The following is a 26,585-nucleotide window of genomic DNA, read 5'->3' on the forward strand; positions in this document are numbered from 1 at the left end:
CCGAGCGGTCAGTGCGTGGCGCCGGGAAGGCTGGGGTGCAACCGGTTACGGATGACCCGTACCGCCGTCTCCGCGTTGTCCACGGTGAACGTGAAGGTGTGACCGTCCCAGAGGCGCAGGGCGACGCCCTCGCCACGTCGTACGACGACGGCGGTGCCCTTCTCGGGCCGCCAGCGGTAACCCCAGCCGCCCCACTGTCGCGGGGTGACCCGGGGGACGAATTCGGCGCCGGCGACGTGTGTGAGAGGGATACGGCGGCGCGGCAGACCGATGTGGCCGCAGCGTACCTCGAGGCAGTCCTTGTCGACCTTCACGGCGACATGCACGAACGCGAGTGTGCCGAAGAGGACCAGCAGGCCCGCCGCGATGCAGCCCACGACGGACATCACCAGGGGGACGATGCCGGACGTCCATGCGGAGTCCACGGCCAGTTCGATCCCCAGCGCCATGCAGGCGGCGCCTATGAGCGCGGCCAGCCACTGGGCCCGGTTCGTCGCGCGCCCCGTCCAGACCTCGGGGTGCGGCGCCGTCTTGTCGCCGTGGAGGTGGTCCCTCATGCCTTGAGAGTACCCATGTTCCGCAGCACGGGTACGGAGATGCGGGGAGTCGACGGGTGGAGGCGAAGAGGGTGGAGGGTGCGGCATCGGGGGTGTGACGCTGGGGGCGCGGGGCGGGTGAGCGTGGGCCAACAGCTGTTGACCACCGTCGTTGACCAACACTTGTTGGCCAACGCCGGTTGACCAACGCTGGTTGACCGACAACCGTTGACCAACACCTGTAGACCAATGCTCGTCACCTACAACCATTGATCGACACCCGTTGACCAACAACCGTTGACCGACACCCGTTGACCGACACCCGTTGGCCAACACGCGTTGACCAACAACCGTTGACCCCTTCAGCCCGCCGACTCGCCGCCCCCCGCCTCCCCTACCGCGTCTGACCGACCGCCTGCAGCAGCCTGCCCTCCGCGTACGCCAGCGCCGCGGTCGGCAGCGCCGCCTCGCGTCCGCTGAGCAGGACCGTCACCCCGGCGGTGGCGGGAGCCTCCGGCGCCGGGCTCGCTCCGATCCGGCGCAGCGCCTGCGCGGCCACCGCGCCGGCGGAACCGTGCAGGACGAGCGGCGCCCGGCCGGGCTGCTGGACGGCGGCGCGGATGCGCTCGGCGACGAGCTCGTAGTGGGTGCAGCCCAGGACGAGGGTCGTCACTTCGGCCGGAGTGCGCGCCGCGGCGGCCGCGATGGCGGCGTCGATCGCCGTCTCGTCCGCCTTCTCCACGGCGTCGGCGAGGCCGGGGCACGGCACCTCGGTGACCTCCACCCCGTCCGCGAACTCCCGGATCAGGCCCCGCTGATAGGGGCTGCCGGTGGTGGCGGGGGTCGCCCAGATCGCGACCGGACCGCCGCCCGCCGCGGCCGGCTTGATCGCCGGAACCGTGCCGATGACCGGCACACCGGGTTCGAGGAGCGCACGCAGGGCGGGCAGGGCGTGCACGGAGGCCGTGTTGCAGCCGACGATCAGCGCCTCGGGTCCCTGGGCGGCGGCGGCCTCGGCGACGGCCAGGGCACGCCGGGTGAGGTCCTCGGTGGTGCGTGGGCCCCAGGGCATCCCGTCCGGGTCCAGGGAGAGTACGAGATCTGCGTCAGGCCGCAGACGCCGTACCGCGGCGGCGGCGGGCAGCAGTCCGATTCCGGAGTCCATGAGCGCGATCTTCACCCGGCAACCATAGACGATGGGCCCCAACCGACCTCCTCGGTGGGGCAGACTGCGACGGGTGAGTGCCCTTGCGTGGATCGCCGTCGCGTCACTGGCCGCCTGGTTGTGGTTGTTGCTCGGCCAGGGCTTCTTCTGGCGTACGGATCTGCGGCTGCCACCGCGCGGGGAGCCCGACGCCTGGCCCTCCGTCTGTGTGGTCGTGCCGGCGCGGGACGAGGCCGCGGTACTCGCGCACAGCCTTCCGTCGTTGCTCGCGCAGGACTACCCCGGACACGCCGAGATCTTCCTGATCGACGACGGGAGTACGGACGGCACCGGGCAGCTCGCCCATGAGCTGGCCCAGCGGCACGGCGGGCTGCCACTCACCGTCGACTCCCCCGGCGAGCCCCCCGCCGGCTGGACCGGCAAACTGTGGGCCGTACGGCACGGGATGGCTCTGGCACACGCGCGTGCACCGGAGTATCTGCTCCTGACGGACGCCGACATCGCCCACGCGCGCGACAGCCTGCGGGAGTTGGTCGCGGCGGCGGAGACCGGCGGCTTCGCCCTCGTCTCGCAGATGGCCCGGCTGCGCGTGGAGAGCGCCTGGGAGCGGCTGGTCGTACCCGCCTTCGTGTACTTCTTCTCGCAGCTGTATCCCTTCCGGTGGGTCTCGACGAGGACATCGCGGACAGCGGCCGCCGCGGGTGGCTGCGTGCTGCTGCGCGCCGACGCCGCCGAGCGCGCCCGGGTCCCCGACGCCATCAGGCAGGCCGTCATCGACGATGTGGCGCTCGCGCGTGCCGTCAAGAACTGCGGCGGCGCCATCTGGCTGGGGCTCGCCGACCGCGTGGACAGCGTGCGCCCGTATCCGCGGCTGCACGATCTGTGGCGGATGGTCTCGCGCAGTGCGTACGCCCAGCTCCGTCACAGTCCGCTGCTGCTCGTCGGTACGGTGCTCGGACTCACCCTCGTGTACCTCGTGCCGAGCGTGGCGCTGGTCGCCGGGCTTGTCACCGGCGACACCCTGGCGCTGGTGTGCGGCGGGCTCGCGAAGCTGGTGATGACGGCCACGTACGTCCCGATGCTGCGCTACTACCGGCAGCCGCCGTGGCTCGCGCCGCTGCTGCCGGTCACCGCGATCCTGTATCTCCTCATGACGGTCGATTCGGCGGTGCAGCACTACCGGGGGCGCGGTGCGGCCTGGAAGGGCCGCACCTACGCGCGCCCCGACACGGCGCTGGACGAGCAGTGAGCGGGCCGGTCGCACGGCGATGGGGCGGTCACTTCCTGCCGGGGGTCCAGTTCATGCCCCATCCGTACGCGTAGTCGATCGTGCGCTGCGGGCTGATGCCTCGCTCCGGGACCAGATAGCGGGCCTCGCGCTGAACGACCAGGTCGCCGCCGGTGTTGGTGATGAGGGCGAGCGCGCACACGGTCGAGGGAACGGTGCACTCGTCCAGGAAGAACTCCACGGGCGCGCCGTGCTGCGGCTGAAGCGTGACGGTGGCGTGCAGGTCGGCGAAGGATCGGGCGCCTTCGTAGATGGTCACGAAGATGAGGATGCGCCGGAAGCTCTGCTTGTGGTCGAGGTTGACGGTGAGGTTCTCACCGGTCTCCACGGCACCGGTGCGGTCGTCGCCGTCGAGGTGGATGAACGGGGGCTGGAAGAGTGAGCCGAAGGCGTTGCCGAGCGCCTGGACCACCCCTTTGCTCCCGTCCGACAGCTCGTACAGGGCGCACAGGTCCAGGTCGAGGTCGGCGTGCATGGCCACCGCCCGGCCGCGCTTGCCGCCCCAACCGGAGAATTGTTTGCGCACCTGCCAGTTGAGGTTCACGCGCATGACACCGGAGGTACCGCCCTGCTTGGCCAACGAGACCGAGGGCGCCTGCTTGGTGAGCGTGACCTTGCTGAGCCGGACCGGGGCGGGGGGCGCCGTCGGTGCAGCGGGGAGCGGGGACGGCGGCGCGCCGTACGGGCCGGTGGGAGGCGCTGCGGTCACCGGCGACGGGGGCAGGGTGACGGGCGGCGCGGGCGGCGGGGGCATCGTGACCGGAGGCGCGGGCGGCGCGGAGGCGGTGACCGGCGGGCCGGCCGGGGCGTGCGGCCAGTCGATGCGGGCGGTGGGCGAAGGAGGCGGCGTGATGTGCTGCGGCTCGTCCACCGTGATGCCGTAGTCCGTCGCCAGCCCCTCGAGTCCGCTGCTGTAGCCCTGTCCCACGGCGCGGAACTTCCAGCCGCCCTGGCGGCGGTAGAACTCCCCGAGCACGAACGCGGTCTCGACGGTCGCGGCGGGGTCGAAACGTGCCACCTCCGTGCCCTGCTGAGCGTCGAGTACACGGATGTACAACCCGGGCACCTGCCCAAACGTTCCGCCGTCGGCGGAGGCGGCGAGCACCACCGTCTCGATCGCGGCCTCCACGCGCGCGAGGTCCACGAAGAGCGTGTCGGTCACCTGGCCGCCCATGTCCCGCTTGCCCTCGTGACGCACCGCGCCGGAGGAGTGGGTGGGCTGGTTGTAGAAGACGAAGTCGCCGTCGTTACGGACCCTGCCGGAGACCAGGAGCAGCGCCGAGGCGTCCGCGTCGGGTGCGCCGGGCCCGGAACGCCAGCCCAATTCGACGCGCAGCGCCGTCGCCGGCACCTGAAGATTCGATCCTTTCGGCATAGACATGCCCGCCCCCATCACGTGTCGCCGCGCCAGGACCGAGGCCTGGCAGTCCGTTGCATCCGTTCCCGCCAACCTAATCCCAGGGAGTGTGAACTCCCATGACCCGCGCCGGAAGACTCCTGCTCAACTCCCGGTAACCCCCTGGGAACTCGGCCTTTACACGATCCAAACCCGGTCCGCTGCCCCTTTTTGCCAAGTTCGCTCGCATTGGGGATCCCCCGTCACCCCGGACACGGAAAACAACCCTCTTATCGGTCTCCCCAACCAGCACATCGTGGGCTTAACTTATGTGCCATGACCTCCCCCCGCTCCACCTATGGCGGCGGTTACTACTCCGCGTCGCCCTTCCCGGACACCCCGATCTACGACTCGCTCGTCGCCGAGCGGGGTACCCCTCAGATCGCCCCGATCCGGGTCCCCTCCGCTTACGAGACGCCGGGCAGCAACCTGCCGGCACTGCCGTCGGCGCTTCCCGCGCTGCCGGCCGGCCCCTCCCACCAGGCTCCGGCCTACGGCTACCCGCATACCCCGCAGCCCGCGCCGCTGCAGCAGGCTCCGACCGCGTACATCCCGCAGCAGGCGGGTCCGCGCGGCTACCCCGGACCCCAGCAGATGCAGCACACGCAGCACATGCAGCAGCCGCGCCCGATGGCCACGGGCACGGGCTACGAGGCGATGCGCCCCGCGGCGCCCCGGCCGCCCCAGGCGCCGTACCAGGACCCGTACAACAACGGGCAGCAGTACCGCGGATACTGATCCGCATCACGGTGTGAGGCCATCGGTGTCCGATGGCACGATGGCCTCATGCCGACACCAGCGCTGCACTCGATTCACGTCCACCCGGTCAAGGCACTACGGGGCCAGGCGCCCCAGGTGGCCGTGGTGGAGCCATGGGGGATGGCCGGGGACCGGCGCTGGGCACTGATCGACGATGCGGGCAAGGTCGTCACCCAACGCGAGCAGCCGCGCTTGGCACTGGCCGCCGCCGAGCTCCTGCCCGGCGGCGGCATCCGCGTGTCGGCATCCGGCCTCGACCCGCTGGACGTCGCCGTGCCCGAAGGGCCCGGCACGAGGACCGCGAAGTGGGCGGGAGAGAAGATCGAGACCGTCCCCGCCGGTCCCGAGGCGAGCGCATGGTTCAGCACCTATCTCGGTGAGGGCGTGACCCTGGTCCACCTCGACGACCCCGCCACCCGCCGCCCCATCGACGACCCGCCGTACGGTCGCCCGGGCGAGACGGTCAGCCTGGCCGACGGCTATCCGCTGCTCCTCACCACGCTCGCCTCCCTCGATGCCCTCAACTTCCTGATCGCCCAGGGTGACCACCCCGGCGAGGGCCCGCTGCCCATGAACCGCTTCCGGCCGAACGTCGTCGTGGCTGGCACGGCGTCCTGGGCCGAGGACAGCTGGAAGCGGATCGCCATCGGCGAGGTCGTGTTCCGGGTCGCCAAGCCGTGCGGCCGCTGCGTCGTGACCACCACGGACCAGGCCACCGCCGAGCGCGGCAGGGAACCGCTGCGCACCCTCGGCCGCCACCGGCGCTTCGGCGACAGACTGGCCTTCGGACAGAACCTTGTGCCGCAGACGCCCGGGACGCTCCGCATCGCCGATCCGGTCACGATCCTCGAATAGCCCAGCCCGAAGGGCCCTTCCCGCGCCATTTACCGGAATGCGGTCCCGCGGACCGGCGGCCGGGGAGATCCTCGATTCGACAACTCGACTCGCGGGCGGGGAACCCCGGCGACCGGCGCGGCCGTTGAGTCTGCGTGAGAAGTTCACAAGAGGCCGGTGGGGCGTGAGAGCGGTGATTTCGCTCTCTCGTCCCCGGCCTCGGAGATGAACGGCCTGCGCGGGGGTTGTCACGGAGGCGGAAGGGGGTGCGGGACGGTGCGAGCAATCGGCGGTCTCTGGCGCTGGCGGCACAATCCGCTGCGCCGTACGACCGATCTCGTCGAGGCCTGGGTCGCGCTGGTCACCCTGCTGCTGATCCTTGCCGCCGCGCCCCTGGCCGGGGCCGTGATCGGATCGATCGCCCAGACCTCCCTGCAGAAGTCCGTGCGGGACCAGCAGCGCTCCCGCCACCTGGTGACGGCGACGGTCGTCAGGAAGCTCAACCGCGGTCCGCTGGAGCCGGATCCGGAGTCCTCGACGATGCGGGACGCGCGCAGCCAGGTGCTCGCCGACTGGAGCGCACCGGACGGCTCCGCACAGCACGGCACCGTCCTGGCCGACCTCAAGTCCCCGCGCCGGGGCGACCACTTCGACCTCTGGGCCGACGACCACGGCCGAATAGCGGCCCGTCCGCTGGACAGCGGCACCGCGACGACGCATGCCGTGCTGGCCGGTTTCGGTGCCGCCGCGATGACCGCGGGACTCGTCGAAGGCGGCCGCCGACTGATCGTCTGGCGTATGCTCCTGCGCCGGTACGCGCGCTGGGACCAGGCATGGGACAGGGCGGGCCCGGACTGGGGCCGGACGGGCACGGGCAGTTGACGGCCTTCGGCCTCCGGTCAACCAGCCGTCTCCGCGCACGCTACGGTGGACCGACCGGGCTGTTCGGTTGTCCGGCATCTTCGCGAGAACCCGCGTTACACGAGGTGGGGGCACAGTAGCGCCATGGCACAGGGCACGGTCCAGGTGACGCACACCGGCACATCGCGGTGGCGGCGCCGCACGGGTGAGTACGCGTCGCTCGCCGCCGCCCTGGAGGCCGCGGGCGACGGGGACGTCCTCACCATCGCTCCCGGTACCTACCGGGAGAACCTCGTCGTCCAGCGGGCGGTGACGCTGCGCGGGCCCGAGGGCTCCCCGGGCTCGGTGCGCATCGCACCGGTGGACGGCGTCCCGCTGACCGTGCGGGCCTCCGCCGTGGTCCAGGACCTGCACATCGAGGGCCAGGACGCGTCCGCGCCCGCACTGCTCGTCGAGGAGGGCGCGCCGGAACTGGTGGACGTACGGATCATGACGCGGTCCTCGGCCGGTATCGAGGTCCGCGGCGGCGCGCGCCCCACCGCTCGGCGCTGCACGGTCGACAACCCGGCCGGCATCGGCATCGCCGTCGTGGACGGCGGCGGCGGGGTGTTCGAGGAGTGCGAGGTCGTGGCGGCGGCCCAGTCGGGCGTCGCGGTCCGTGGCGGCGCGCACCCACGGCTCGAGCGCTGCCGGGTGCACCACACCTCGGGCGCGGGCCTGTCGGCGACCGGGGAGAACTCCGCGCTGGAGGCGGTCGGTTGTGAGGTGTACGAGGTCCGAGGGTCCGGTGTCCAGGTCACCGGGCGGGCCACGGCGCACCTCACGGACTGCGATGTGCACCGCACGACCGCGGACGGCGTCACGCTCGACACGGACGCGGTGCTGACGCTCGCCGACTGCCGCATCCACGACATCCCGGAGAACGCGGTCGACCTGCGTTCCCGCTCGGTGCTCACCCTGACCCGCACGAGCGTGCGGCAGTTCGGGCGCAACGGCCTGTCGGTGTGGGACCCGGGCACGCGCGTGGACGCCAATCAGTGCGAGATCTTCGACAGCACCGGGGACTACCCGGCGGTGTGGGTCAGCGACGGCGCGACCGCCGTGCTCGACTCGTGCCGGGTGCACGACGTGCCGGACGCCCTCTTCGTCCTCGACCGCGGCTCGCGCGCGGACGTCGTGGACAGCGACCTCACGCAGGTGCGCAACACCGCGGTGTCGGTGAGCGACGGGGCCACCGCGCAGCTGGACGACTGCCGGATCCGGGACGCTGCGACGGGCGCCTGGTTCCGCGACCACGGCAGCGGCGGCACGCTGTCCGGCTGCACCATCGACGGCACCCAGACGGGCGTGATCGTCACCAAGGGCGCCGACCCCACCATCGAGCGCTGCACGGTGACCTCCCCCGCGGAGGCGGGCTTCTACGTCTCGGCGGGCGGCCGGGGCAGCTTCCTGAACTGCCGGGTGACGGGCAGCGGCGGCTACGGCTTCCATGTGATCGACGGCTGCCGTGCCACGCTCAAGAAGTGCCGTACGGAGCGGTGCGCGCGCGGTGGCTACGAGTTCGCGGACGGTGGTCCGGGAGGCGCGGGCGGTGGTGGTGCGATCGTCGAGGACTGCACCAGCGACGAGAGTGCGGGGCTGCGGTCCGTCGCGGCGCAGGAGACCGCCGTGCAGACGACGGCCCAGTCCCCCGGCCTGCTGGGCATCCCCAGCCAGCGCACCACCGAGCAGGAACCCCTCCTCACGGCCGCCCCGGAGCCGGAGAAGCCCGCGCGTACGTCACAGGACGTGCTCGGGGAGCTCGACGCGCTGGTGGGCCTGGAGAGCGTCAAGCGCGAGGTGCGCGCCCTGACGGACATGATCGAGGTGGGCCGCCGCCGGCAGCAGGCGGGCCTCAAGGCGGCATCCGCACGACGGCATCTGGTGTTCACGGGCTCCCCCGGCACCGGCAAGACGACCGTCGCCCGTCTCTACGGCGAGATCCTGGCCTCGCTCGGCGTCCTGGAGAAGGGCCATCTCGTCGAGGTCTCCCGGGTCGACCTGGTCGGCGAGCACATCGGCTCCACCGCCATCCGCACCCAGGAGGCCTTCGACCGGGCGCGTGGCGGAGTGCTGTTCATCGACGAGGCGTACGCGCTGTCGCCGGAGGACTCCGGGCGGGACTTCGGGCGCGAGGCCATCGACACGCTGGTGAAGCTGATGGAGGATCACCGGGAGGCGGTCGTGGTGATCGTCGCGGGCTACACGGCCGAGATGGAGCGGTTCCTGTCGGTCAACCCCGGTGTGGCATCCCGCTTCTCACGGACCATCACCTTCGGCGACTACGGCCCCGAGGAGCTGCTGCGAATCGTGGAGCAGCAGGCCGAGGAGCACGAGTACCGGCTGGGTCCGGGGACCGTCGAGGCACTGCTGAAGTACTTCACGGCGATCCCCAAGGGACCCACGTTCGGCAACGGCCGCACCGCGCGCCAGACCTTCGAGGCGATGGTGGAGCGGCACGCGGGCCGGGTCGCCCAGCTGGCGGAACCGAACACGGACGACCTGACCCTGCTCTACCCGGAGGACCTGCCGGAACTGCCCTGAGCCGCGCCACCTCCGGGCTCCTCACCGGCCTCCGACGGGTCCTGCCCGGGTTGCGTACCGGCGGTCTCCGGCGGGGTGTTTCCGGGCCGCGGTGCGGGCAGCCCCCGCCGCAGTCTCGCCAGCAGGCGCTCACGCTCCTCGGCGAACGCGGGGTCCGCCTGGTAGTCGCCGTGTCCGAGGATGGGTGCGGGCAGGGGCTGTCTGTCGGTGCGGCCGTAGGCGAGCGGGTCCTTGAGGGGTGCGCGGTCCACCTGTGGGCCGCAGTCGCCGGGCAGCCGTATCGGACCGCCGATCGGGTCCGTGAGGCGGTACAGATTGCGCCAGCAGTCGACCTCGCGGTGCAGAGCGCTGAGCGCGGCGGGGCCGAAGTACGCCGGGAACCAGCGCCCGTACAGCCGCTCCAGCGGCGAGCCGTAGGTCAGGAGGGCCACCCGCCTGCGTACGGCGGGCTTCACCTGCCAGGCCGCGGCCGCCGCCAGCACGCTGCCCTGGGAGTGACCCGACAGGACGAGCCGCCCGCCGGTGATGCGCGTCCAGGCGGCCATGCGCCAGGTCAGGTCGGGTACCGCGCGCTCGGCGTAGCAGGGCGGGGCGAAGGGATGGGCGGCGCGCGGCCAGAACGTGCCGACGTCCCACAGGATGCCGATGGTGCGGCGTGCGGCGGGGTCCTTGTAGGCGCGGCGGCCCCAGGTGACGAAGAGCAGGAAGCCGACGCCGATCAGCCAGGAGCCGAGCGTCTGCGCGGTCTCGACGGCGCCCCGGACGAAGGAGGGCGCGCCCCGCACGGCCCCCTCCGGCGTGTCGTCGGTGGCGAAGGCCCCCGCCAGGGCCACCGCGCCCAGGAGCAGAGTGGCCACCGACGTGACGCCGACGACGAGCGGGGCCCGGTCGGTGAGTGCGGCCATCGCGCGCGTGCCCGCGATGCGCAGGGTACGGGACGTGTCCTTGGGCTCGCCCGGGTGGTCGAGTTCTACGGCGGGCGTCTCGGCGCGTCGAAGCAGCCAGGTGCGCCGGGCCAGCACCGCGATGAGGACGAGCAGTACGAGCAGCAGCGGCGGGATCGTGGACGCCTGCCAGGTGAGCAGGACGGGCGGGCCGGCGATGGTGTGGCCCGTGCCGTCCAGCCAGTCGGCGAACCGCTGGGCCACGCCTCCGGACATCACGCCGCCGAGCGCACATGCCAGCACCGCGACGGCGGGCCCGGCCAGTCCGCGAACCGCGGTGCGCGGACTGGGATGGACACGGTGCAGGACATGGGCCACGACACCGAGGGCGATCACGAGAAGCCCCTGGGCGATGGCGAGCCCGCCGAACGCCGTGGCCGTCGGCAGCCGGCCCGCCGACCGCCAGCCGGGGCGCGACCAGCCCGCGTACACCATGGTCAGGACGAGCACGGCGAGCGCGCCCGCGGGCAGCCGGCGCACCAGTGTGCGGTCGAGTTCCTGGTCGAGCCGGTTCTCGGTGCGGCCCCTACGGCACACCACCCAGACCACAACCACCGCGCCCGCGAGGAGAGTCGCGGCCAGGAGCCAACTCAGCGCTTCGAGTTGGACAGAGCCGTGGTGGCGGTCGTGGCGGGCGGCGGCGGTCCCGAGTACGGCGGCGACGGTGAGGAAGCCGGCGGCGGTGTGCGCGGCGCGCAACCGGGCCACCAGTCGGCGTCCGTACCAGAAGCCGGGGCGGCCGAGCCCGGTGGAGCCGGGCTCGTCGTCGGGTTCGTCGCGGCGGGGGATCGGCTGCTGGGACTCGTAGGCGCTCCAGGTGCGGTGCGACAGGTACCAGAGCAGGCCGGTGAGCAGGGTGGGGACCAGCGAGGCCAGGGCCAGCCGCCGCCCCGGCAGGCTCCACCAGCCGTGGTCGGAGCCGACGGGTGAGAGGAAGCCGAGCCATGTGTGCCGGCCGGCGCACGCGGGTGTGCCCGCGCACTGCCAGGCCGCCAGGTCCAGCGCCACCTCACAGGCGGCCGCGACCAGCAGCACGGTGAGCGTGAGCCCGACGAGCCGGACGATCAGCCCGTACAGCCGGACCGTGCGCTGCCGACCGGTCGTCGTGGGGCGCATCCAGTGCGCGAGGTTGGCCACCATGAACGGCAGAAGCAACAGCCACAGGGCTCGGGCGGCGTTCCCGGAGGTGAGGTTGCACCAGACGTATGCCTCGGGGACGGGACGGCCGGGGTGGTCCTCGGGCTGCCGCTCCGCGTCGGTGTCGTCGGCGCGCCGGTACACGGCGGCGGTCTCGTCACCGGTGATCCGGACCGTCCGTGGATCACCGAGCATCTGCTCGGGCGTGGTGCCGCCCACTCCGTGGACCAGGAGCTCCAGGGCCGCCCCGGCCGCCGTGGACCGCTGCCCGGCGCTGCCGCGCCCCCCGTGCGTTCCCGCGCACGCTCCACTGATCTGTACCTCCCCCGTGCCGGTGTGTCCCGGGCACGCTGAGGATCTCCACAGGAGCGGATGTGCACACGCGTTGTCACGGAATCTCCCCGATACGAGTGACAGCGGTGGACAGCGGGTGGTGGTCCATGAGGGACGGGGGTGGCGCCACTCGTGACGACCCGTGCGAGGATGGGACATCCTCGGCGGCCGACCGGTGGCGGGTGAATGACCTCGTCGGAGCCGGTACGGACGGCATGTCGGATGTGATCGGGCGAAAGGGAGCGGTGCGGACGTGAGCGAGAATCAGAACCTCCTCGCGGAGCAGCGCCGTGCCCTGATCCTGGACGAGGTACGACGGCGCGGCGGCGTCCGTGTGAACGAGCTGACGCGCAAGCTCGGCGTCTCCGACATGACGGTCCGCCGCGATCTCGACGCGCTCGCCCGTCAGGGCGTGCTGGAGAAGGTGCACGGCGGTGCGGTGCCGTTGGTGGAGGCCAGCACGCACGAGCCGGGGTTCGAGGCCAAGTCGGGTCTGGAGCTGACGGCCAAGGAGGACATCGCGCGAGCCGCGGCCGAGCTGGTCGCGCCGGGCACGGCGATCGCGCTGTCCGGCGGGACGACGACGTATGCGCTGGCCCACCACCTGCTCGACGTGGCGGATCTGACCGTCGTCACCAACTCGGTGCGAGTGGCCGACGTCTTCCATTCGGCGCAGCGGACCTCGGGCCGGCAGCAGGGTGCTGCCACGGTCGTGCTCACCGGTGGCGTGCGGACGCCGTCCGACTCGCTCGTGGGGCCCGTGGCCGACCAGGCGATCGCGTCCCTCCACTTCGACGTGCTGTTCCTCGGTGTCCACGGGATATCGGTGGAGGCGGGCCTGTCGACGCCGAACCTCGCGGAGGCGGAGACCAACCGGCGGCTCGTGCAGTCCGCGCGGCGTGTCGTGGTGGTCGCCGACCACACCAAGTGGGGCACGGTGGGCCTGAGTTCGTTCGCCGCGCTGGAGCAGGTCGACACGCTGGTGACCGACGCGGGGCTGCCGGCCGGGGCGCGGGCGGAGGTCTCGGAACACCTCAGGCGGCTGGTGGTGGCCGGGGAAGACGGAGACGGTACAGACACCTGACGGGCCGCCCGCTATGGTGACGCCGTCCTCGGCACCACCGCTTGTGTGCGGGAGGTCCGTCTCCCGCGAGGAGGTTGCGTCCATGGCACGCCGTCTGCGTCCGGTGGGACTGGATTTCGCCCGTACCGCTCCCGTGCGGCTGGTGTTCGCGCGGGAGATCGCCGCACCCCCGGAGGCGGTGTTCCGGGCCCTCGCCGAGGACGTTCCCGGCTGGAGCGAGTGGTTCGCCGCGGTGACCTCCGCCCGGACCGTCGACGAGGGGGCCGGGCGCGAGGTGCGCCTCATGGGCGGCACCCGCTACCGGGAGACGGTCGTGGCGGCCGAGCCCCACGAGGTGTACGCGTACCGGGTGGACGAGGCAGGCGTGCCCGGGGTCCACGCGCTCCTGGAGGAGTGGCGGCTCGCGCCCGCCGGCACGGGCACCCGTGTGCAGTGGACCTTCGCGGCCGACGGCTCCGCGGTCTTCCGGTTCCTGCTGAAGGGGGCGCGCTGGGGTCTGGGGCGGGCGTTCGGCGGCGCGGTGACGGCACTGGACCGGCGGCTGGCGTCCCGCGGTTCCGGCCCGGGATCAGTCCGGCCACACCCCGGTCGCCAGCAGTGACTCGACAGCCGTCGTGTAGGGCGCGATGTCCAGGCCCTGCTCGGCGAGCCAGGTGTCCGAGTAGTACTTGTCCAGGTAGCGGTCGCCCGGGTCGCACAGCAGGGTGACCACACTGCCCGTGCGCCCCTCGGCCACCATCTCCGCGACGATCTTCAGCGCGCTCCACAGCCCCGTGCCGGTCGAGCCGCCCGCCTTGCGCCCGATCGCCCCCTCCAGGGCTCGGACGGCGGCCACACTGGCCGCGTCCGGGACCTTCATCATCCGGTCGATCGCGCCGGGCACGAAGCTGGGCTCCATCCGGGGCCGCCCGATGCCCTCGATACGCGAGCCGCAGTCGTAGGTGACGTCCGAATCGCCCGTCGTCCAGCCCTCGAAGAAGCATGAGTTCTCCGGATCGGCGACACAGACGCGGGTGTCGTACTGCATGTAGTGCACGTACCGCGCGATGGTCGCCGATGTGCCGCCGGTGCCCGCGGTGGCGACGATCCAGGCGGGCTCCGGGAAGCGCTCCAACTCCAGCTGGCGGAAGATGGATTCGGCGATGTTGTTGTTGCCGCGCCAGTCCGTGGCCCGCTCGGCGTAGGTGAACTGGTCCATGTAGTGGCCGCCGGTCTCCGCCGCCAGGGCGGCCGAGGCCTCGTACATCGTCCGCGGGTCGTCCACGAAGTGGCACCGTCCACCGTGGAACTCGATGAGGCGGCACTTCTCGGCGCTCGTCGTGCGCGGCATGACCGCGATGAAGGGGACGCCGATGAGCTTGGCGAAGTACGCCTCGGAGACGGCCGTCGAACCGCTGGACGCCTCGATCACCGGGCGACCCGGCCGGATCCAGCCATTGCACAGTCCGTACAGGAACAGGGAACGGGCGAGGCGGTGCTTGAGGCTGCCGGTGGGGTGGGTCGACTCGTCCTTCAGATACAGATCGATGCCCCAGTGCTCGGGCAGCGGGAAGCGCAGCAGATGCGTGTCTGCCGAGCGGTTGGCGTCGGCCTGGACCTTGCGGACGGCCTCTTTGAGCCAGGTGCGGTACTCGGCGTCGCTCCGGTCGACGTCGAGCGTCTCGCCGGGGCGGGTGATCTGGGGGGTGCTCACGGCGGGACTCCTTACCGAGGTGCGCCGACGCCGGGTTCACGCGTCTGGACGCCTCGATCATAGACAGCTTTCGCAACGCTTCTCACCTGCATAAACGCGTCTTTGAGCAGCTCAAAGGCGACCCTGGTGAACGGCGCAGGACCAGGGGGGCGCATCCGCGTGAGTGCGCCGGATACCCGGTGCGACCTCCGCTTGCGCACTGGTGCGAGCCGCCGGGTGCGGGCAGACTGCACGGCGGGACGCCGGTCGGGCAGCCGGGCAGCGCCGGGACGCGGGCCTCCGTACGGGGATGCACACTGGATCACGACCGGACCCGATCAGGGCCACGCCGGATCGCGGTTCATTCCGGGATCCGGACCGGGCACAGTCGAACGTACAAGGGGGCAGGGCATCATGGCGGAGCCGGACTTCACGGCCACAGGTGTGCGGATCGGGAAGAGACTGCGCTCGCTCACCCGGGCCGGACAGGTTCGCATCAGCGACGGCCGGCTGCGGCTGCTCACCAGCTACGGCAGCGAGATCGACAGCGCGCCGGTGCAGGCGGTGCGGGCGTCGAAGCCCTGGTTCGCGCCGGAGGACCGGGCGTTGGCCGATCTGAACGGCACCCGCTACTCGCTGACTCTCGGCGACCACGATCCCGCGCCGGGGCAGCCGGGGACGCCGTCGGCACGACGGTTCATCGAGGCGGTCCGCAAGGCGGCCGGGCGCGGCCGCTGATTCCGGCGCGAGTTGCGGGACGTGACCCGTTGGGTCACGCTGGTTGCACATCACTCTGGGTTTACCGGCGATAACGCTGAAGAACCAGCCGCCGGTCACGACAGCGGGCGGCCCCCGTACGAAGCCGTACCGCACCAAGCGGCCGGAGTACTCAGCCGCGCAGCAGGCGGCGGTACGCCCAGCCCTCCTGCTGGATCCGTTCTCCGTCTTCTTCCGGACCTCAATTCGGGGAGTCGCAGCCGTGATCAGCCAGCCAAGCAGGCACTGCACGGTGGAGCTCCAAGCCCTGCCGTCGCGGATCGGCCAGGTCCGCAGAATCGTATCGGCGCACTTGCGCTACTGGCACCTCGATCCTTTGATAGACCGGGCATCACTCGGTGTGACGGAGCTGTTGACGAACGTGCACCTGCATGCCCAGCCCGACAAGACGTGCACCGTGGAGATGGAGCTCCTGCTCGACCGGCTCACCGTCTCGGTGCGCGACCACGACCCGCGCCTTCCGCAGCTGCGCGAGGCGGACTGCTCCGCCACCAGCGGACGGGGCCTCGCGATGGTCGCCGCGATGGCCGACAGCTGGGGCGTGCGCCCGGACGGCGACTCGGGCAAGGTCGTCTGGTTCACGCTGCCCGCCACCTCGTCGGTGCCGACCCGACCGGTGCCGAGCCTCACCCCGTACGAGAAGGCCCTCGAGGCACCGGCCCGGGCGCTCGCGGTCGACGAGCGCAGGACGCAACACGCTCCCGCCCGGTCCGCCGTTGCCGGCTGACCGGGCGGTGACCCCACCTTCGGCACGCCCCTGAGCGGGCGTCCCCGGCGTCATTCCGTCGCGATGGCGCGCAGCACATCCAGGCGGCTCGCCCGCCGGGCCGGACGCAGCCCGGCGAGGGCACCGGCCGCGAGGCCCACGAGCGCCACCACGGCCAGGCGCGCGGGCGGCACCGCGAAGGCGAAGGCGGTACCGGAAGCGCCGTCGGACGACTTGACCAGCACCCAGCCGAGGAAGGCCCCCAGGACCAGCCCGCCCGTCGTGCCGAAGGCGGCGACGAGGACCGACTCCCAGCGGACCATGGCCCGCAGCTGGGAGCGGGTCTGCCCGACCGCCCTGAGCAGGCCCAGTTCACGGGTGCGCTCATGGATCGCCAGGGTGAGGGTGTTGGCGATGCCGAGCAGGGCGATGAGCACCGCGAGGGCGAGGAGCGCGTAGACGAGGGTGAGCATCATGTCGATCCCTCCCGCTGAGGACTTGGCGTACTCGTCGCGAGTCTGCACCGACGGATTCCCGTACTGTGCCGCGATCTTCCGCACCGCGGCCTTGCCCTCGGCCGTGCGGACGCCCGGCTTGAAGGAGACGGCGACGATCGTGTCGGAGTCCTGGGTGCGGTGCGGGGCCCAGGCGGCGCGGGTGATGACGTAGTCCCCGGCGAGTTCGGACCGGCCGTAGACCGCGCGGACCGTGAAGGGCTGCGTCGTGCCGTCGGTGAAGGTGAGACGAGCGGTGGCGCCGACGGACAGGTGCTGCCGGTCGGCCTCCTTCTCGGTGATCGCGAGGCCGTCGGTGCCGAGGTGGTCGAGCGAGCCACGTAGCGTGCCGAGGTCGAAGACCTCGCCGAGGGTGACGGGGTCGGTGACGGTCAGCGCCCGTCCGCCGCCGTCGACCTTCGCCACTCCGCGGCCCAGTCCGACGGCGTGCGCGACGACGGGCTCCCGGGCGATCGCGGGGGCCAGCTTCGGACTCAGCCCGCTGCCGCCCGCGCCGAACGAGGGCGAGCTGACGGCGACATCACCGGCGAAGGACCGGGAGACGGTCTGGTCCATGGTGGCCTTGAGCGACGCGGCGAAGACCGTGAACAGCGAGACGACGGCGACGCCGATCATCAGGGCGCTCGCGGTGGCGGCGGTCCGCCTGGGGCTGCGCAGGGCATTGCGGCGGGCGAGGGCGCCGGTGACGCCACGCAGCCGGTCGAGGGGGGCGCCCAGGGCACGGACGGCCGTCGAGGAGGCCACCGGGCCGAGGACCACGAAGGCCGCGAGGGCGAGCACCGCCCCGAGGCCGGCGAGCCACAGGGAGGGGGTCACCAGGACCCCGGCCAGAGTGCTCGCGACGGCCGACGCGGCGAGCGAGCCACCCACGACCACGCGTGTGCGCGAGGCGCCCGACTGGTCGACGGCGGCCTCCCGCAACGCGGCCAGGGGTGCGGTGCGTCCGGCGCGTACCGCGGGCAGCAGGGCGGAGCCCAGACAGACCACGATGCCGACCGCGAGGGGCAGCAGCAGGGACAGCGCGCCGATCACCAAGTCGCCCTCGGGGAAGGGGAATCCGACGGCCGGGAAGAGGGCCTGCAGTCCGGCGGCGATGCCGATGCCGCCCGCGAGGCCGGCGGCCGAGGCCGTGACGGCGACGACGCTCGCCTCGACGAGGGTCGCGACGGTGACCTGGCGGCGCGACGCGCCGAGGGCACGCAGCAGGGCGTTCTCACGGGTGCGCTGGGCGACGACGATCGCGAACGTGTTGTGGATGGAGAAGGTCGCCACGAGCAGCGCCACACCGGAGAACACGAGGAGGAAGGAGGTGAACAGGGACAGGAACTGGCTGGAGACCATGTCGGTGTTCTCCCGCGCCGACTCCTGGCCGGTGATGGCCTCGACTCCCCTGGGCAGCACCGGAGTCAGCGCGGAGACGAGCGCTTGGCGGCCGACCCCAGGACCCGCGCGCACCTGGATGCTCGCGGCCTGACCGGGCTCGGCGGTGAGGTACTTCCCGGCGTCGGTCTCGGTCATGCCGGTGAAGGTCACCTGCCCCATGCCGTCCGCACCGCCGAAGGTCGCGAGGCCGACGATGGTGACCTTGACGGGATCGGGCGTGCGCAGGGTCGTCGTGTCACCGAGGCGAAGGTGGCCCTTCTTGGCGGCGCCCCGGTTGACGACGACCTCGCCGCTCCTTGCCGGGGCCCGGCCCTCGGCGAGCCGGTACGGGTTCAGCTGCGGGTCGGTGATCCAGTTGCCCGCGAGGGTGGGAGGGCCCTGGCCGCCGACGGGCGTGCCGTCGGCGCCCAGGAGCTGACCCCTGCCCTGGATGCTGGGCGCCGCCGCGGCGACACCGGGAACCTTCTCGATCACGGGGACCAGCGAGGTGGCGACGGGCTGTCGCACGCCCTGGCTCTCACCGGGTGTGGTGATGGTGTCGGCGCTGCGCACGACGGCATCGGTCCCGGCCGTCGCGTCCCCGAACATGGCGCTGAAGCTCGCGCGCAGCGTGTCGCCCATGACGAGCGTGCCCGCGAGGAAGGAGACGCCGAGGAACACCGCGAGGAAGGTACCCGCGAAGCGCCGTTGGTGGGCGCGCAGCGAGGAGACGCTCAGACGCAGTGAGGCGTTCACGACCTCACCTCGAAGGCCTTCATCCGGTCGAGGACCCTTTCGGGCGTCGGCGATTCCATACGGTCCACCAGGCGCCCGTCGGCGAGGAAGACGACCTCGTCGGCGTGGGCGGCGGCGACCGGGTCGTGGGTGACCATGACGACGGCGCGTTCCATCTGGCGCACCGCGCGGCCGAGCAGGCCCAGCACCTCGTCACCGGAGCGGGAGTCGAGGTTGCCGGTGGGCTCGTCGGCGAAGACGACGTCGGGCCGACCGGCGAACGCCCGGGCCACGGCGACGCGTTGCTGCTGACCGCCGGAGAGTTCGGCCGGCCGGTGGTGGAGCCGGCCGCGCAGTCCGACGACGTCGACGAGGGCATCGATCCACTCCCGGTCGCCCCGGCCACCGGCCAGGTCGATGGGGAGCGTGATGTTCTCCGCCACGGTGAGCGTCGGCACCAGGTTGAACGCCTGGAAGACGAAGCCGATCCGGTCGCGGCGCAGCAGGGTGAGGCGGCGGTCGTCGAGGGTGCTCAGCTCCGTGTCGCCGATGAAGGCGGAGCCGGAGGTGAGCGTGTCGAGGCCCGCCGCGCAGTGCATGAGGGTCGATTTGCCGGAACCCGAGGGCCCCATGATCGCGGTGAAGCGGCCGGCCGGGAAGTCGACGCTCACCCCGTCCAGGGCCCGTACGGCGGTGTCGCCGCCGCCGTACACCTTGACGGCGTCGGCGACCCCCGCTGCCGTCCTCGTCGCGGCGGCGATGCTCATACGGCACCGCCCTTGCCGCCCGTGCGGCCGAACCGTTCGTCCAGGACGGAGAGCCGACGCCAGTACTCGTCCTCGTCCATCTCGCCGGAGGCGAAGCGACGACCGAGCACGTCGATGGGCGAGTCGCCCGTCGGACGGGCGTCCACACCGTGCCAGGGCGCGCCGCGTCGGCGCCAGGCGGTGCGGCGCAGAACGGTGACGGCGCCGAACACGACGGCCGCCCAGAACAGGGGGAAGAACAGGATCCACGGACCGGGACCGCCGTCCCAGTGGGCCAGCGTCTGCATCTCGGGTCATCTCCTCGGTGGGGTGTGCGGTGATGTCTCGAGAGTCGCGCCGCGAGGGGGTCCGGGTCGTCGTACGGGCAGCGGCAGTGCGGGTACCTCTCCGGGAGTAGGCGGGCGGCCGACGGCTGCTCCCCGGAGAGCTCGACGTGTCCGCCGCCCGGGCCGAGCCGACCGCGTTCCGCGAGCAGGGCGGTGGCGGCGTGCTGCAGTGGACGCCGTACGGGCTGGGCCGTCGTGCCGCCGATCTGCCGGCACTGTCCGGGAGACGGGCGTGCACGTGGTGGCCGCGACGGGCTTGCACCAGGCCCTGCACCACGACGGCGGCGCGCTCGCCCGGCTGCGCGGCCGGCTCGCCGACGCCTCCGTCTCCGAACAAGCCGCAGCGGCAGGTTGGGCGGCTCGGCGCAGGGGGGCGCAGCGTGCCGCTGGCGGCGGAGGGGCATCGGTTCCGGTGATGCGCCGCATGCGCACCGGACGGCCACGAGGACCGTCAGGCGAGCGCCGCCAGTGGGTCGTCCAGTACGGGCTGCCAGGCCAGTTCCGCGGCTCCCACCAGGCTGTTGTGGTCCAGCGTGCAGGGCAGGATGGGGACGCCGCCGCTACGGCCCCACAGGCTGCGGTCGGCGACCACGGCACGCAGCCGCTCGGGGTCGGCGTCGAGCAGGGTGCGGTGCAGGCCGCCGAGGATGATGCGGTCCGGGTTGAGGATGTTGACCAGTCCGGCGAGGCCTAGACCCAGCCGGTCGATCAGTACCTCGACGGCGGTGCGGACGACCGGGTCGGTCCGGTGGAGCGTGCGGACGAGGTCGTCCGCCTGCTGGAGCTGGGAGACCTCGGGCCCCGCCTCGCGGCCGGCTTCCTCCAGAAGGGCCAGCGGGTCCGCCTCCACGTCGAGACAGCCGCGGCTGCCGCAGTGGCAGGGACGGCCCTCGGGGTTGACGGTGAGGTGCCCCACCTCAAGGGCGAGCCCCGAACTGCCGGTGTGCAGGCGCCCGTCCAGCACCAGCGCGCCGCCCACGCCCCGGTGCCCGGTGGCCACACACAGCAGGTCCCGGGAGCCCCGGCCCGCGCCGTGCCGGTGCTCGGCGAGGGCGGCCAGATTGATGTCGTTGGCGGCGAAGGCGGGCCCGGTGATGCCCGCGGCGCACACGCGCTCGGCGAAGATCTCCCGCACGGGCGCCCCCACGGGCCAGGCCAGATGCAGCGGGTTGAGCGCGAGACCCTCTGGCTCGGCGACCGCCGACGGCACGGCGAGCCCGGCGCCCACACACCGCCGCCCGGTCTCGCGCAGCAGCTCGGCGCCCGCTTCCACCACCGAACCAAGCACCTTGGCGGGGTCGGCGTCCACGGTCTCGCAGCCCGGCGCGGTGGCGACGATCCTGCCCCCGAGCCCGACTAGCGCGGCCCGGAAGCCGTCCGCGTGTACCTGGGCCGCGAGCGCCACGGGCCCGTCCTCGGCGACCTCCAGCCGGTGCGAGGGCCGGCCCTGCGCACCGGCGGCGGCACCCGGGTGCGCGTCCACCCGGATCAGGCCGAGCGCCTCCAGCTCGGCGGCCACCGCTCCTGCGGTCGCCCGGGTGACGCCCAGCTCGGCGGTGAGCACGGCACGCGTCGGCGCACGCCCGGTGTGCACCAGCTCCAAGGCGGGTCCGAGTGCGCCGCGCCCACGGTCCAGCCGCGTCCGTGTGTTCCCTTCCCCTGCCGCTTTGGGGCCCGCCTTGCCGTTCATGAGGGTGAGTCTCCCATGATCCGCTCCACGGCCGGCGGGAAGCCGCTGACCCGCAGCGTGATGTTCAGCCGCCCCGTCAGCCCCAGCGCGGGCGGTGCCGTCCCCGGATGCACCCGCGGCACCCCGTGATAGGCGAGCCGCGCCGGGCCACCGAAGACGAACAGGTCCCCGCTGCGCAGTTCGACGTCCGTGTACGGGCGCGCCCGGGTCTCCCTGTTGCCGAAGCGGAAGACGCAGGAGTCACCGAGGCTCAGCGACACCACGGGGGCGTCGGACTGCTCGTCGCTGTCGCGGTGCATGCCCATGCGGGCGCCCGCGTCGTAGAAGTTGATCAGGGCGATGTCGTACGGCTCCGGCGGCAGGGCCCGCGGGCCGAGAGCGGCCTCGACCGCCTCGCGGCCCAGCCCGGCGAGCCAGTCCGGCATCGGCTTGACGGGGGCGCCGTCGCCGTCGACGACCGTGAGGGCGTACCCGTACGGGTACCAGTGGTGGCCGAGGCACACCTGCCGGGAGGTCATCGTGCCGCCGCCGGGAGTGTGCACGGTCCGCAGACCGGCGGGCGGCCTGGCCCATTCCCGGCAGGCCTCCAGCAGCCGCCTCTGGCGGCCCGCGTCCAGCCAGTCCGGCACATGGACCGCGCCGGGTGCCACCTCCCTGCGGCATCGCGGGAACAGCTCGGCGTCCATGGCCCCATCATCACGTATCCGGCCCGGTCCGCGGGCCCGCGCGCAACGGCCCGGGACGGGGGCTGAGCTGCGGCTCGGCTAGCCTGGACGCACGATGAACGACCGTTTGACCACGCCCTGGGGCGAGTACGCGCTGACCCGCTTCCCCGAGGATCCCCGCGACCGGCTGCGCGCCTGGGACGCGTCCGACGCGTATCTGCTGCGGCACCTCGCGGCGAGCGGCACTCCGCTGAGCGGCGCGGTCGTGGTCGTCGGTGACCGGTGGGGCGCGCTGACCACGGCGCTCGCGGCGCACCGCCCGACGCAGATCACCGACTCGTTCCTGGCCCGCGAGGCGGCCCGGGCGAATCTCGTACGCAACGGCGTCGACGCGGATGCCGTCCGGCTCCTGACCACTCAGGACGACCCGCCGTCCCGCATCGACGTCCTCCTCGTCCGGGTGCCCAAGAGCCTTGCGCTGCTGGAGGATCAGCTGCACCGGCTGGCGCCCGGTGTGCACGAGGGGACGGTGGTGGTCGGCACGGGAATGGTCAAGGAGATCCACACCTCGACGCTGAAGCTGTTCGAGCGGGTCCTCGGCCCGACCCGCACCTCGCTCGCCGAGCAGAAGGCCCGGCTCGTCTTCTGCACCCCCGACCCCGGGCTCGAACGGGGCGCCAACCCGTGGCCGTACCGCTATCGACTCCCGGATGACATCGGTCCGTTGTCCGGCCGGACCGTCACCAACCACGCGGGGGTCTTCTGTGCCGACCGTCTCGACATCGGGACCCGGTTCCTCCTTCGGCACCTGCCGCGCGGCCGGGGCGCCGAGCGGGTCGTGGACCTGGGCTGCGGCAACGGGGTGGTCGGTCTGGCGGCCGCGCTGGCCAACCCCGAGGCCGAGGTGCTGTTCGTCGACGAGTCGTACCAGGCGGTCGCCTCGGCCGAGGCGACGTACCGGGACAACGCGAAGGGGACGGCGGAGTTCCGGGTCGGCGACGGCCTCTCCGGAGTGCCAGCGGCCAGCGTCGACCTCGTCCTCAACAACCCGCCGTTCCACTCCCACCAGGCGACGACGGACGCGACCGCCCGGCGCATGTTCGACGGGGCGCGGCGCGCCCTGCGGCCGGGGGGCGAGCTGTGGGTGATCGGCAATCGTCACCTGGGCTACCACGTGAAGTTGCGACGCATGTTCGGCAACAGCGAAGTCGTGGCGAGCGACCCGAAGTTCGTGATCCTGAAGGCCGTCAAGAAGTGATCCCGAAGGCCGTCAGGAAGCTGCGGATCCCATGGTGCCCCGCACGGCGCGTGGCGACTGCCACAGCCGCGGAAGCATGAAGACGTCCGTGCGGCTCGCCACGCCGTGCACACCGACGCCGATGTTCACGACGACGGGCGGTTCACCGAGGTGGATCTCCGTCTCCCGGGCGGTGGGAAGCCACCAGCGGCGCCTACGGTGACTCGGGCGCCGACGTACCACCGTTCCGCAGCACGGTGACCAGACGGGCCACGGTGCGGGCCATCGCCTCCCTTCCGACGGCGAGGTACTTGCGCGAGTCGACGGCCTCGGGGTGCTGCGCGAGGAACTCCCGGATCGCACCGGTCATCGCGGCGTTCAGGGCGGTCCCGATGTTGACCTTCGCGATGCCGCCCGCCACGGCCGCCGTCAGCTCGTCGTCCGGCAGTCCCGAGGAGCCGTGCAGCACGAGCGGCACGTCGAGCGCGGCGGTCAGCCGCTTCAGCAGGCCGTGGTCGAGGGCGGCGGTGCGCGTGGTCATCGCATGGGTGCTGCCGATGGCGACCGCCAGGGCGTCGACTCCCGTATCGGCCACGAAGGCGGCGGCCTCACTCGGGTCGGTCCGGGCGCCGGGGGTGTGCGGGTCGGGCGGCGGTTCGCCGTTCTTGCCGCCGATCTGCCCCAACTCCGCCTCGACCCAGAGCCCGTGGGCGTGCGCCCAGTCGGCGGCGGCACGGGTGGCGGCGAGGTTCTCCTCGTAGGGCCGTCGGGCCGCGTCGTACATGACGGAGCTGAACCCGGCGCCGGGCGCCTGGCGGAGCAGGTCGTCGCTCTGGACGTGGTCGAGATGGAGGGCGACGGGCACGGCGGCGCGTTGGGCGGCCGCGGCGGCGGCACGAGCGAGCGGGAGCAGGCGTCCGTAGCGGAACTTGACGGCGTTCTCGCTGACTTGGAGCACGACCGGCGCGCCGACGGTCTCCGCGCCCGCGATCACGGCCTCGACGTGCTCCAGGGTGATGACGTTGAACGCGGCGACGGCTCCGCGCGACGCGGCGGCGGCGGCGATCAGCTCACCGGTGGCTGTGAGGGGCACGACTCCTCCTTCTCACCGGTCGCCCGGATCGCCGGCGGGGGTGAGGACCACCGAGCGGGTCAGATGGCGCGGCCGGTCGGGGTCGAGCCCGCGCGCGGCGGCCACGGCGACGGCGAGCCGCTGGACCCGGACGAGTTCGGCGAGCGGGTCGAGGGCGCCTGCCACCCACAGCCCTCCGGTCTGCGCCACCTGCCGGGCGAGGCCCTCGGGTGCCTCACCGAGCATCCAGGTGGCGGTTCCTCGGGTGGTGATGCTGATGGGGCCGTGCCGGTACTCCATCGCCGGGTAGGCCTCCGTCCATGCCAGCGAGGCCTCGCGCATCTTCAGCCCGGCCTCGTTGGCGAGCCCGACGGTCCAGCCGCGGCCGAGGAAGGTGAACTGCGCGCAGTCGACGAGCCCGTCGGGCAGCGGTGAGTTGAGCGCGGCGCGTGCGTCGGAGACCACGGCGTCCCGGTGCAGACCGAGGTGGGCACGGAGCAGGGTGAGCGCGGTGGTCGCGAACCGGGTCTGGACGACGGACCGTTCGTCGGCGAAGCCGAGGACGACCACCTCGTCGGCACAATGCATCACGGGCGTGTGCGGGTCGGCGGTGATGGCGGTGGTCCGGGTCCGCCCCCGCAGCCGGTCGAGGAGGTCGAGAACCTCGGTGGTGGTACCTGACCGGGTGAGGGCGACGACCCGGTCGTACGGGCGCCCGTAAGGGAACTCGGAGGCGGCGAAGGCGTCCGTCTCGCCCTGCCCGCAGCCTTCGCGCAGCGCTGCGGCGGACTGCGCCATGAAGAACGAGGTCCCGCATCCCACGATGGCGACCCGCTCGCCCGCCGCGGGAAGCGCCCCCTTGTGCGCACCGGCGTCCGCGGCCGCGCGGGTCCAGCATTCCGGCTGACTGTTCAGTTCGTCCTCGACGTGCGTCATGCCCTGCCCTCCCGCTGTGCGCATGACTCCGTCATGCGTGTTCTTGCACGATATAGCGAGCTTTCAAGCACAATCAAGCACAGGAGCCCGAGTGAGGTGCGCTAGGGTCGGAGACCGAGGAAACGGAGAGTGCGGATGTCACGCGACGCCCGCTGGAAGACACTGCTGGACCTGCTCGTCGAGCGGGGCCGGCTGGATGTCGAGGAGGCCGCGGCCGAGCTGGCGGTGTCGGCCGCGACGATCCGCCGTGACTTCGACCAGCTGGCGGAGCAGCAGATGCTGGTACGGACGCGGGGCGGCGCGGTGGTGCACGGTGTCTCCTACGAGCTGCCGCTGCGCTACAAGACGGCGCGCCGCGCCTCCGAGAAGCAGCGCGTCGCGCGGGCGGTGGCCGATCTGATCGCACCCGGCGAGGCGGTGGGCCTCACCGGGGGCACGACCACGACGGAGGTGGCGCGGGCCCTGGCGGTACGCGCCGACCTGGCGTCGGGCTCCCCCGCGCTGACCGTCGTCACCAACGCGCTGAACATCGCCAACGAGCTGGCCGTGCGCCCCCAGTTCAAGATCGTGGTGACGGGCGGGGTCGCGCGCCCGCAGTCGTACGAACTCATCGGGCCGCTCGCGGACGGGGTGCTGGGCCAGATCACCCTCGACGTGGCCGTGCTCGGCGTGGTCGCGCTCGACGTCACCCACGGCGCGGCGGCGCACGACGAGGCGGAGGCCGCGATCAACCGCCTGCTGTGCGAGCGCGCCGAGCGTGTGGTCGTCGCGGCGGACTCCAGCAAGCTGGGGCAGCGCGCGTTCGCACGGATCTGCCCGGCGGAGTCGGTGGACACGCTGGTCACGGACACGGCGGCGGGGGCGGACATGGTGCGGCGGTTCGAGGAGGCGGGCATCCGGGTCCTCACGGTCTGACCCGACCACGACCTCCCGACGGAGGCGGCTGGGGCGCCATGGGCCCGCGGGCCCGAACGCAGACGGCCGGGCTCCGCGGGCGCACCCTCGAATGGAGCCCACACACTCGGACGAACGCATTCCACGGGCCATGGCTCGCCCTGCTCGCAGGAGACGGCCGGCCGGCACGGGCTCACGGACCGGCGAGCGGGCCGCGCGACGGAGCGCGGGGACAGGCATCCCGGCGCCTCCCGCTCCGCCACAGCCGGAGCCGGACGCGGCCCGGTCGGGTTCCGGACGCCGCTTCCCCG

The 26,585-nt window shown here is 72.6% G+C and carries 23 protein-coding genes and 1 pseudogene; 12 read left to right on the forward strand and 12 right to left on the reverse strand.

The features are described 5' to 3' along the window. Positions 1 to 8: 8 nt before the first annotated feature. Complete coding sequence (locus ASC56_RS02520) at positions 9 to 557, reverse strand: hypothetical protein (RefSeq protein ID WP_055489439.1); 549 nt, start codon at positions 555 to 557, stop codon at positions 9 to 11. Between the two features lie 373 nt (positions 558 to 930). After that, on the reverse strand, positions 931 to 1,716 hold the full coding sequence (locus ASC56_RS02525) for a glutamate racemase (protein ID WP_055489440.1): 786 nt from the start codon (positions 1,714 to 1,716) through the stop codon (positions 931 to 933). Positions 1,717 to 1,774: 58 nt separating this feature from the next. Between ASC56_RS02525 and ASC56_RS02530 the strand changes: the two genes are divergently transcribed. After that, positions 1,775 to 2,950, forward strand: a complete 1,176-nt coding sequence (locus ASC56_RS02530; RefSeq protein WP_055489441.1) for a glycosyltransferase — start codon at positions 1,775 to 1,777, stop codon at positions 2,948 to 2,950. A 28-nt stretch (positions 2,951 to 2,978) separates the two neighbouring features. On the opposite strand, the gene ASC56_RS02535 is transcribed toward ASC56_RS02530, so the two are convergent. Next, positions 2,979 to 4,370 carry a TerD family protein gene (locus tag ASC56_RS02535; RefSeq protein WP_055489652.1) on the reverse strand — a complete coding sequence of 464 codons (1,392 nt, stop codon included), beginning with the start codon at positions 4,368 to 4,370 and terminating at the stop codon, positions 2,979 to 2,981. A gap of 291 nt (positions 4,371 to 4,661) precedes the next feature. Here ASC56_RS02535 and ASC56_RS02540 point away from each other — a divergent pair, with 291 nt between their 5' ends. The 4 genes from ASC56_RS02540 to ASC56_RS02555 all read left to right on the forward strand — a co-directional run bounded on the left by ASC56_RS02540 (position 4,662) and on the right by ASC56_RS02555 (position 9,422). Continuing rightward, complete coding sequence (locus ASC56_RS02540; protein WP_055489442.1) at positions 4,662 to 5,123, forward strand: DUF6643 family protein; 462 nt, start codon at positions 4,662 to 4,664, stop codon at positions 5,121 to 5,123. A 48-nt stretch (positions 5,124 to 5,171) separates the two neighbouring features. Further along, a complete protein-coding gene (locus tag ASC56_RS02545; RefSeq protein WP_055489443.1) occupies positions 5,172 to 5,999 on the forward strand; it encodes an MOSC domain-containing protein in 828 nt (275 codons plus the stop codon). 255 nt (positions 6,000 to 6,254) lie between these two features. Next, positions 6,255 to 6,860, forward strand: a complete 606-nt coding sequence (locus ASC56_RS02550) for a hypothetical protein (protein ID WP_199835866.1) — start codon at positions 6,255 to 6,257, stop codon at positions 6,858 to 6,860. A gap of 123 nt (positions 6,861 to 6,983) precedes the next feature. Next, positions 6,984 to 9,422: a right-handed parallel beta-helix repeat-containing protein gene (locus ASC56_RS02555; RefSeq protein WP_055489445.1), complete on the forward strand. Its 2,439-nt coding sequence runs from the start codon at positions 6,984 to 6,986 to the stop codon at positions 9,420 to 9,422. Here ASC56_RS02555 and ASC56_RS02560 read toward each other — a convergent pair. Further along, positions 9,392 to 11,698 (reverse strand): hypothetical protein, encoded by a 2,307-nt coding sequence (locus tag ASC56_RS02560; protein ID WP_234376833.1) that lies wholly within the window; start codon positions 11,696 to 11,698, stop codon positions 9,392 to 9,394. The two genes, ASC56_RS02555 and ASC56_RS02560, sit on opposite strands and share 31 nt — an antisense overlap. 391 nt (positions 11,699 to 12,089) lie before the next feature. On the opposite strand from ASC56_RS02560, the gene ASC56_RS02565 reads away from it, so the two are divergent. Together ASC56_RS02565 and ASC56_RS02570 are read left to right on the forward strand one after the other, a co-directional pair. Further along, positions 12,090 to 12,920, forward strand: a complete 831-nt coding sequence (locus ASC56_RS02565) for a DeoR/GlpR family DNA-binding transcription regulator (protein ID WP_055489446.1) — start codon at positions 12,090 to 12,092, stop codon at positions 12,918 to 12,920. A gap of 82 nt (positions 12,921 to 13,002) precedes the next feature. Continuing rightward, positions 13,003 to 13,521: an SRPBCC family protein gene (locus ASC56_RS02570; protein WP_055489447.1), complete on the forward strand. Its 519-nt coding sequence runs from the start codon at positions 13,003 to 13,005 to the stop codon at positions 13,519 to 13,521. Here the strand turns inward: ASC56_RS02570 and ASC56_RS02575 are convergent. Then, complete coding sequence (locus ASC56_RS02575; RefSeq protein ID WP_055489448.1) at positions 13,489 to 14,613, reverse strand: PLP-dependent cysteine synthase family protein; 1,125 nt, start codon at positions 14,611 to 14,613, stop codon at positions 13,489 to 13,491. The genes ASC56_RS02570 and ASC56_RS02575 overlap by 33 nt on opposite strands. Before the next feature lie 393 nt (positions 14,614 to 15,006). On the opposite strand from ASC56_RS02575, the gene ASC56_RS02580 reads away from it, so the two are divergent. Continuing rightward, positions 15,007 to 15,330 carry a hypothetical protein gene (locus tag ASC56_RS02580; protein ID WP_055489449.1) on the forward strand — a complete coding sequence of 108 codons (324 nt, stop codon included), beginning with the start codon at positions 15,007 to 15,009 and terminating at the stop codon, positions 15,328 to 15,330. A gap of 241 nt (positions 15,331 to 15,571) precedes the next feature. After that, positions 15,572 to 16,096, forward strand: a complete 525-nt coding sequence (locus tag ASC56_RS02585; protein ID WP_055489450.1) for an ATP-binding protein — start codon at positions 15,572 to 15,574, stop codon at positions 16,094 to 16,096. A gap of 50 nt (positions 16,097 to 16,146) precedes the next feature. Here ASC56_RS02585 and ASC56_RS02590 read toward each other — a convergent pair whose 3' ends face one another. The 3 genes from ASC56_RS02590 to ASC56_RS02600 are packed head-to-tail and all read right to left on the reverse strand — an operon-like array spanning position 16,147 to position 19,741. Beyond that, positions 16,147 to 18,708 carry an ABC transporter permease gene (locus ASC56_RS02590; protein WP_055489451.1) on the reverse strand — a complete coding sequence of 854 codons (2,562 nt, stop codon included), beginning with the start codon at positions 18,706 to 18,708 and terminating at the stop codon, positions 16,147 to 16,149. Next, complete coding sequence (locus ASC56_RS02595) at positions 18,705 to 19,454, reverse strand: ABC transporter ATP-binding protein (protein WP_055489452.1); 750 nt, start codon at positions 19,452 to 19,454, stop codon at positions 18,705 to 18,707. Before ASC56_RS02595 ends, ASC56_RS02590 begins: the two co-directional genes overlap by 4 nt. Next, positions 19,451 to 19,741 carry an SHOCT domain-containing protein gene (locus ASC56_RS02600; RefSeq protein WP_055489453.1) on the reverse strand — a complete coding sequence of 97 codons (291 nt, stop codon included), beginning with the start codon at positions 19,739 to 19,741 and terminating at the stop codon, positions 19,451 to 19,453. Before ASC56_RS02600 ends, ASC56_RS02595 begins: the two co-directional genes overlap by 4 nt. Before the next feature lie 125 nt (positions 19,742 to 19,866). Between ASC56_RS02600 and ASC56_RS41570 the strand changes: the two are divergent. Then, positions 19,867 to 20,174 (forward strand): annotated as a pseudogene (locus ASC56_RS41570) (phosphotriesterase); the annotation flags it as partial. A gap of 57 nt (positions 20,175 to 20,231) precedes the next feature. On the opposite strand, the gene ASC56_RS02605 reads toward ASC56_RS41570, so the two are convergent. Next, positions 20,232 to 21,470 (reverse strand): ROK family protein, encoded by a 1,239-nt coding sequence (locus tag ASC56_RS02605; RefSeq protein WP_055489454.1) that lies wholly within the window; start codon positions 21,468 to 21,470, stop codon positions 20,232 to 20,234. Next, positions 21,467 to 22,156, reverse strand: a complete 690-nt coding sequence (locus tag ASC56_RS02610; protein ID WP_055489455.1) for an alpha-ketoglutarate-dependent dioxygenase AlkB — start codon at positions 22,154 to 22,156, stop codon at positions 21,467 to 21,469. The genes ASC56_RS02605 and ASC56_RS02610 overlap by 4 nt, the downstream gene beginning before the upstream one ends. 94 nt (positions 22,157 to 22,250) lie before the next feature. Here ASC56_RS02610 and ASC56_RS02615 point away from each other — a divergent pair, with 94 nt between their 5' ends. After that, positions 22,251 to 23,393: a methyltransferase gene (locus ASC56_RS02615; RefSeq protein WP_199835868.1), complete on the forward strand. Its 1,143-nt coding sequence runs from the start codon at positions 22,251 to 22,253 to the stop codon at positions 23,391 to 23,393. Between the two features lie 193 nt (positions 23,394 to 23,586). Here the strand turns inward: ASC56_RS02615 and ASC56_RS02620 are convergent, their stop codons facing one another. Next, positions 23,587 to 24,465, reverse strand: a complete 879-nt coding sequence (locus tag ASC56_RS02620; protein ID WP_055489456.1) for a class II fructose-bisphosphate aldolase — start codon at positions 24,463 to 24,465, stop codon at positions 23,587 to 23,589. Positions 24,466 to 24,477: 12 nt separating this feature from the next. Further along, a complete protein-coding gene (locus ASC56_RS02625; RefSeq protein ID WP_055489457.1) occupies positions 24,478 to 25,380 on the reverse strand; it encodes an SIS domain-containing protein in 903 nt (300 codons plus the stop codon). Between the two features lie 135 nt (positions 25,381 to 25,515). Here ASC56_RS02625 and ASC56_RS02630 point away from each other — a divergent pair, with 135 nt between their 5' ends. Next, positions 25,516 to 26,295 carry a DeoR/GlpR family DNA-binding transcription regulator gene (locus ASC56_RS02630; protein WP_055489458.1) on the forward strand — a complete coding sequence of 260 codons (780 nt, stop codon included), beginning with the start codon at positions 25,516 to 25,518 and terminating at the stop codon, positions 26,293 to 26,295. The last annotated feature ends 290 nt before the right edge of the window (positions 26,296 to 26,585 follow it).

The sequence above is a fragment of the Streptomyces sp. TP-A0356 genome, assembly GCF_001417775.1.
Classification (GTDB): domain Bacteria; phylum Actinomycetota; class Actinomycetes; order Streptomycetales; family Streptomycetaceae; genus Streptomyces.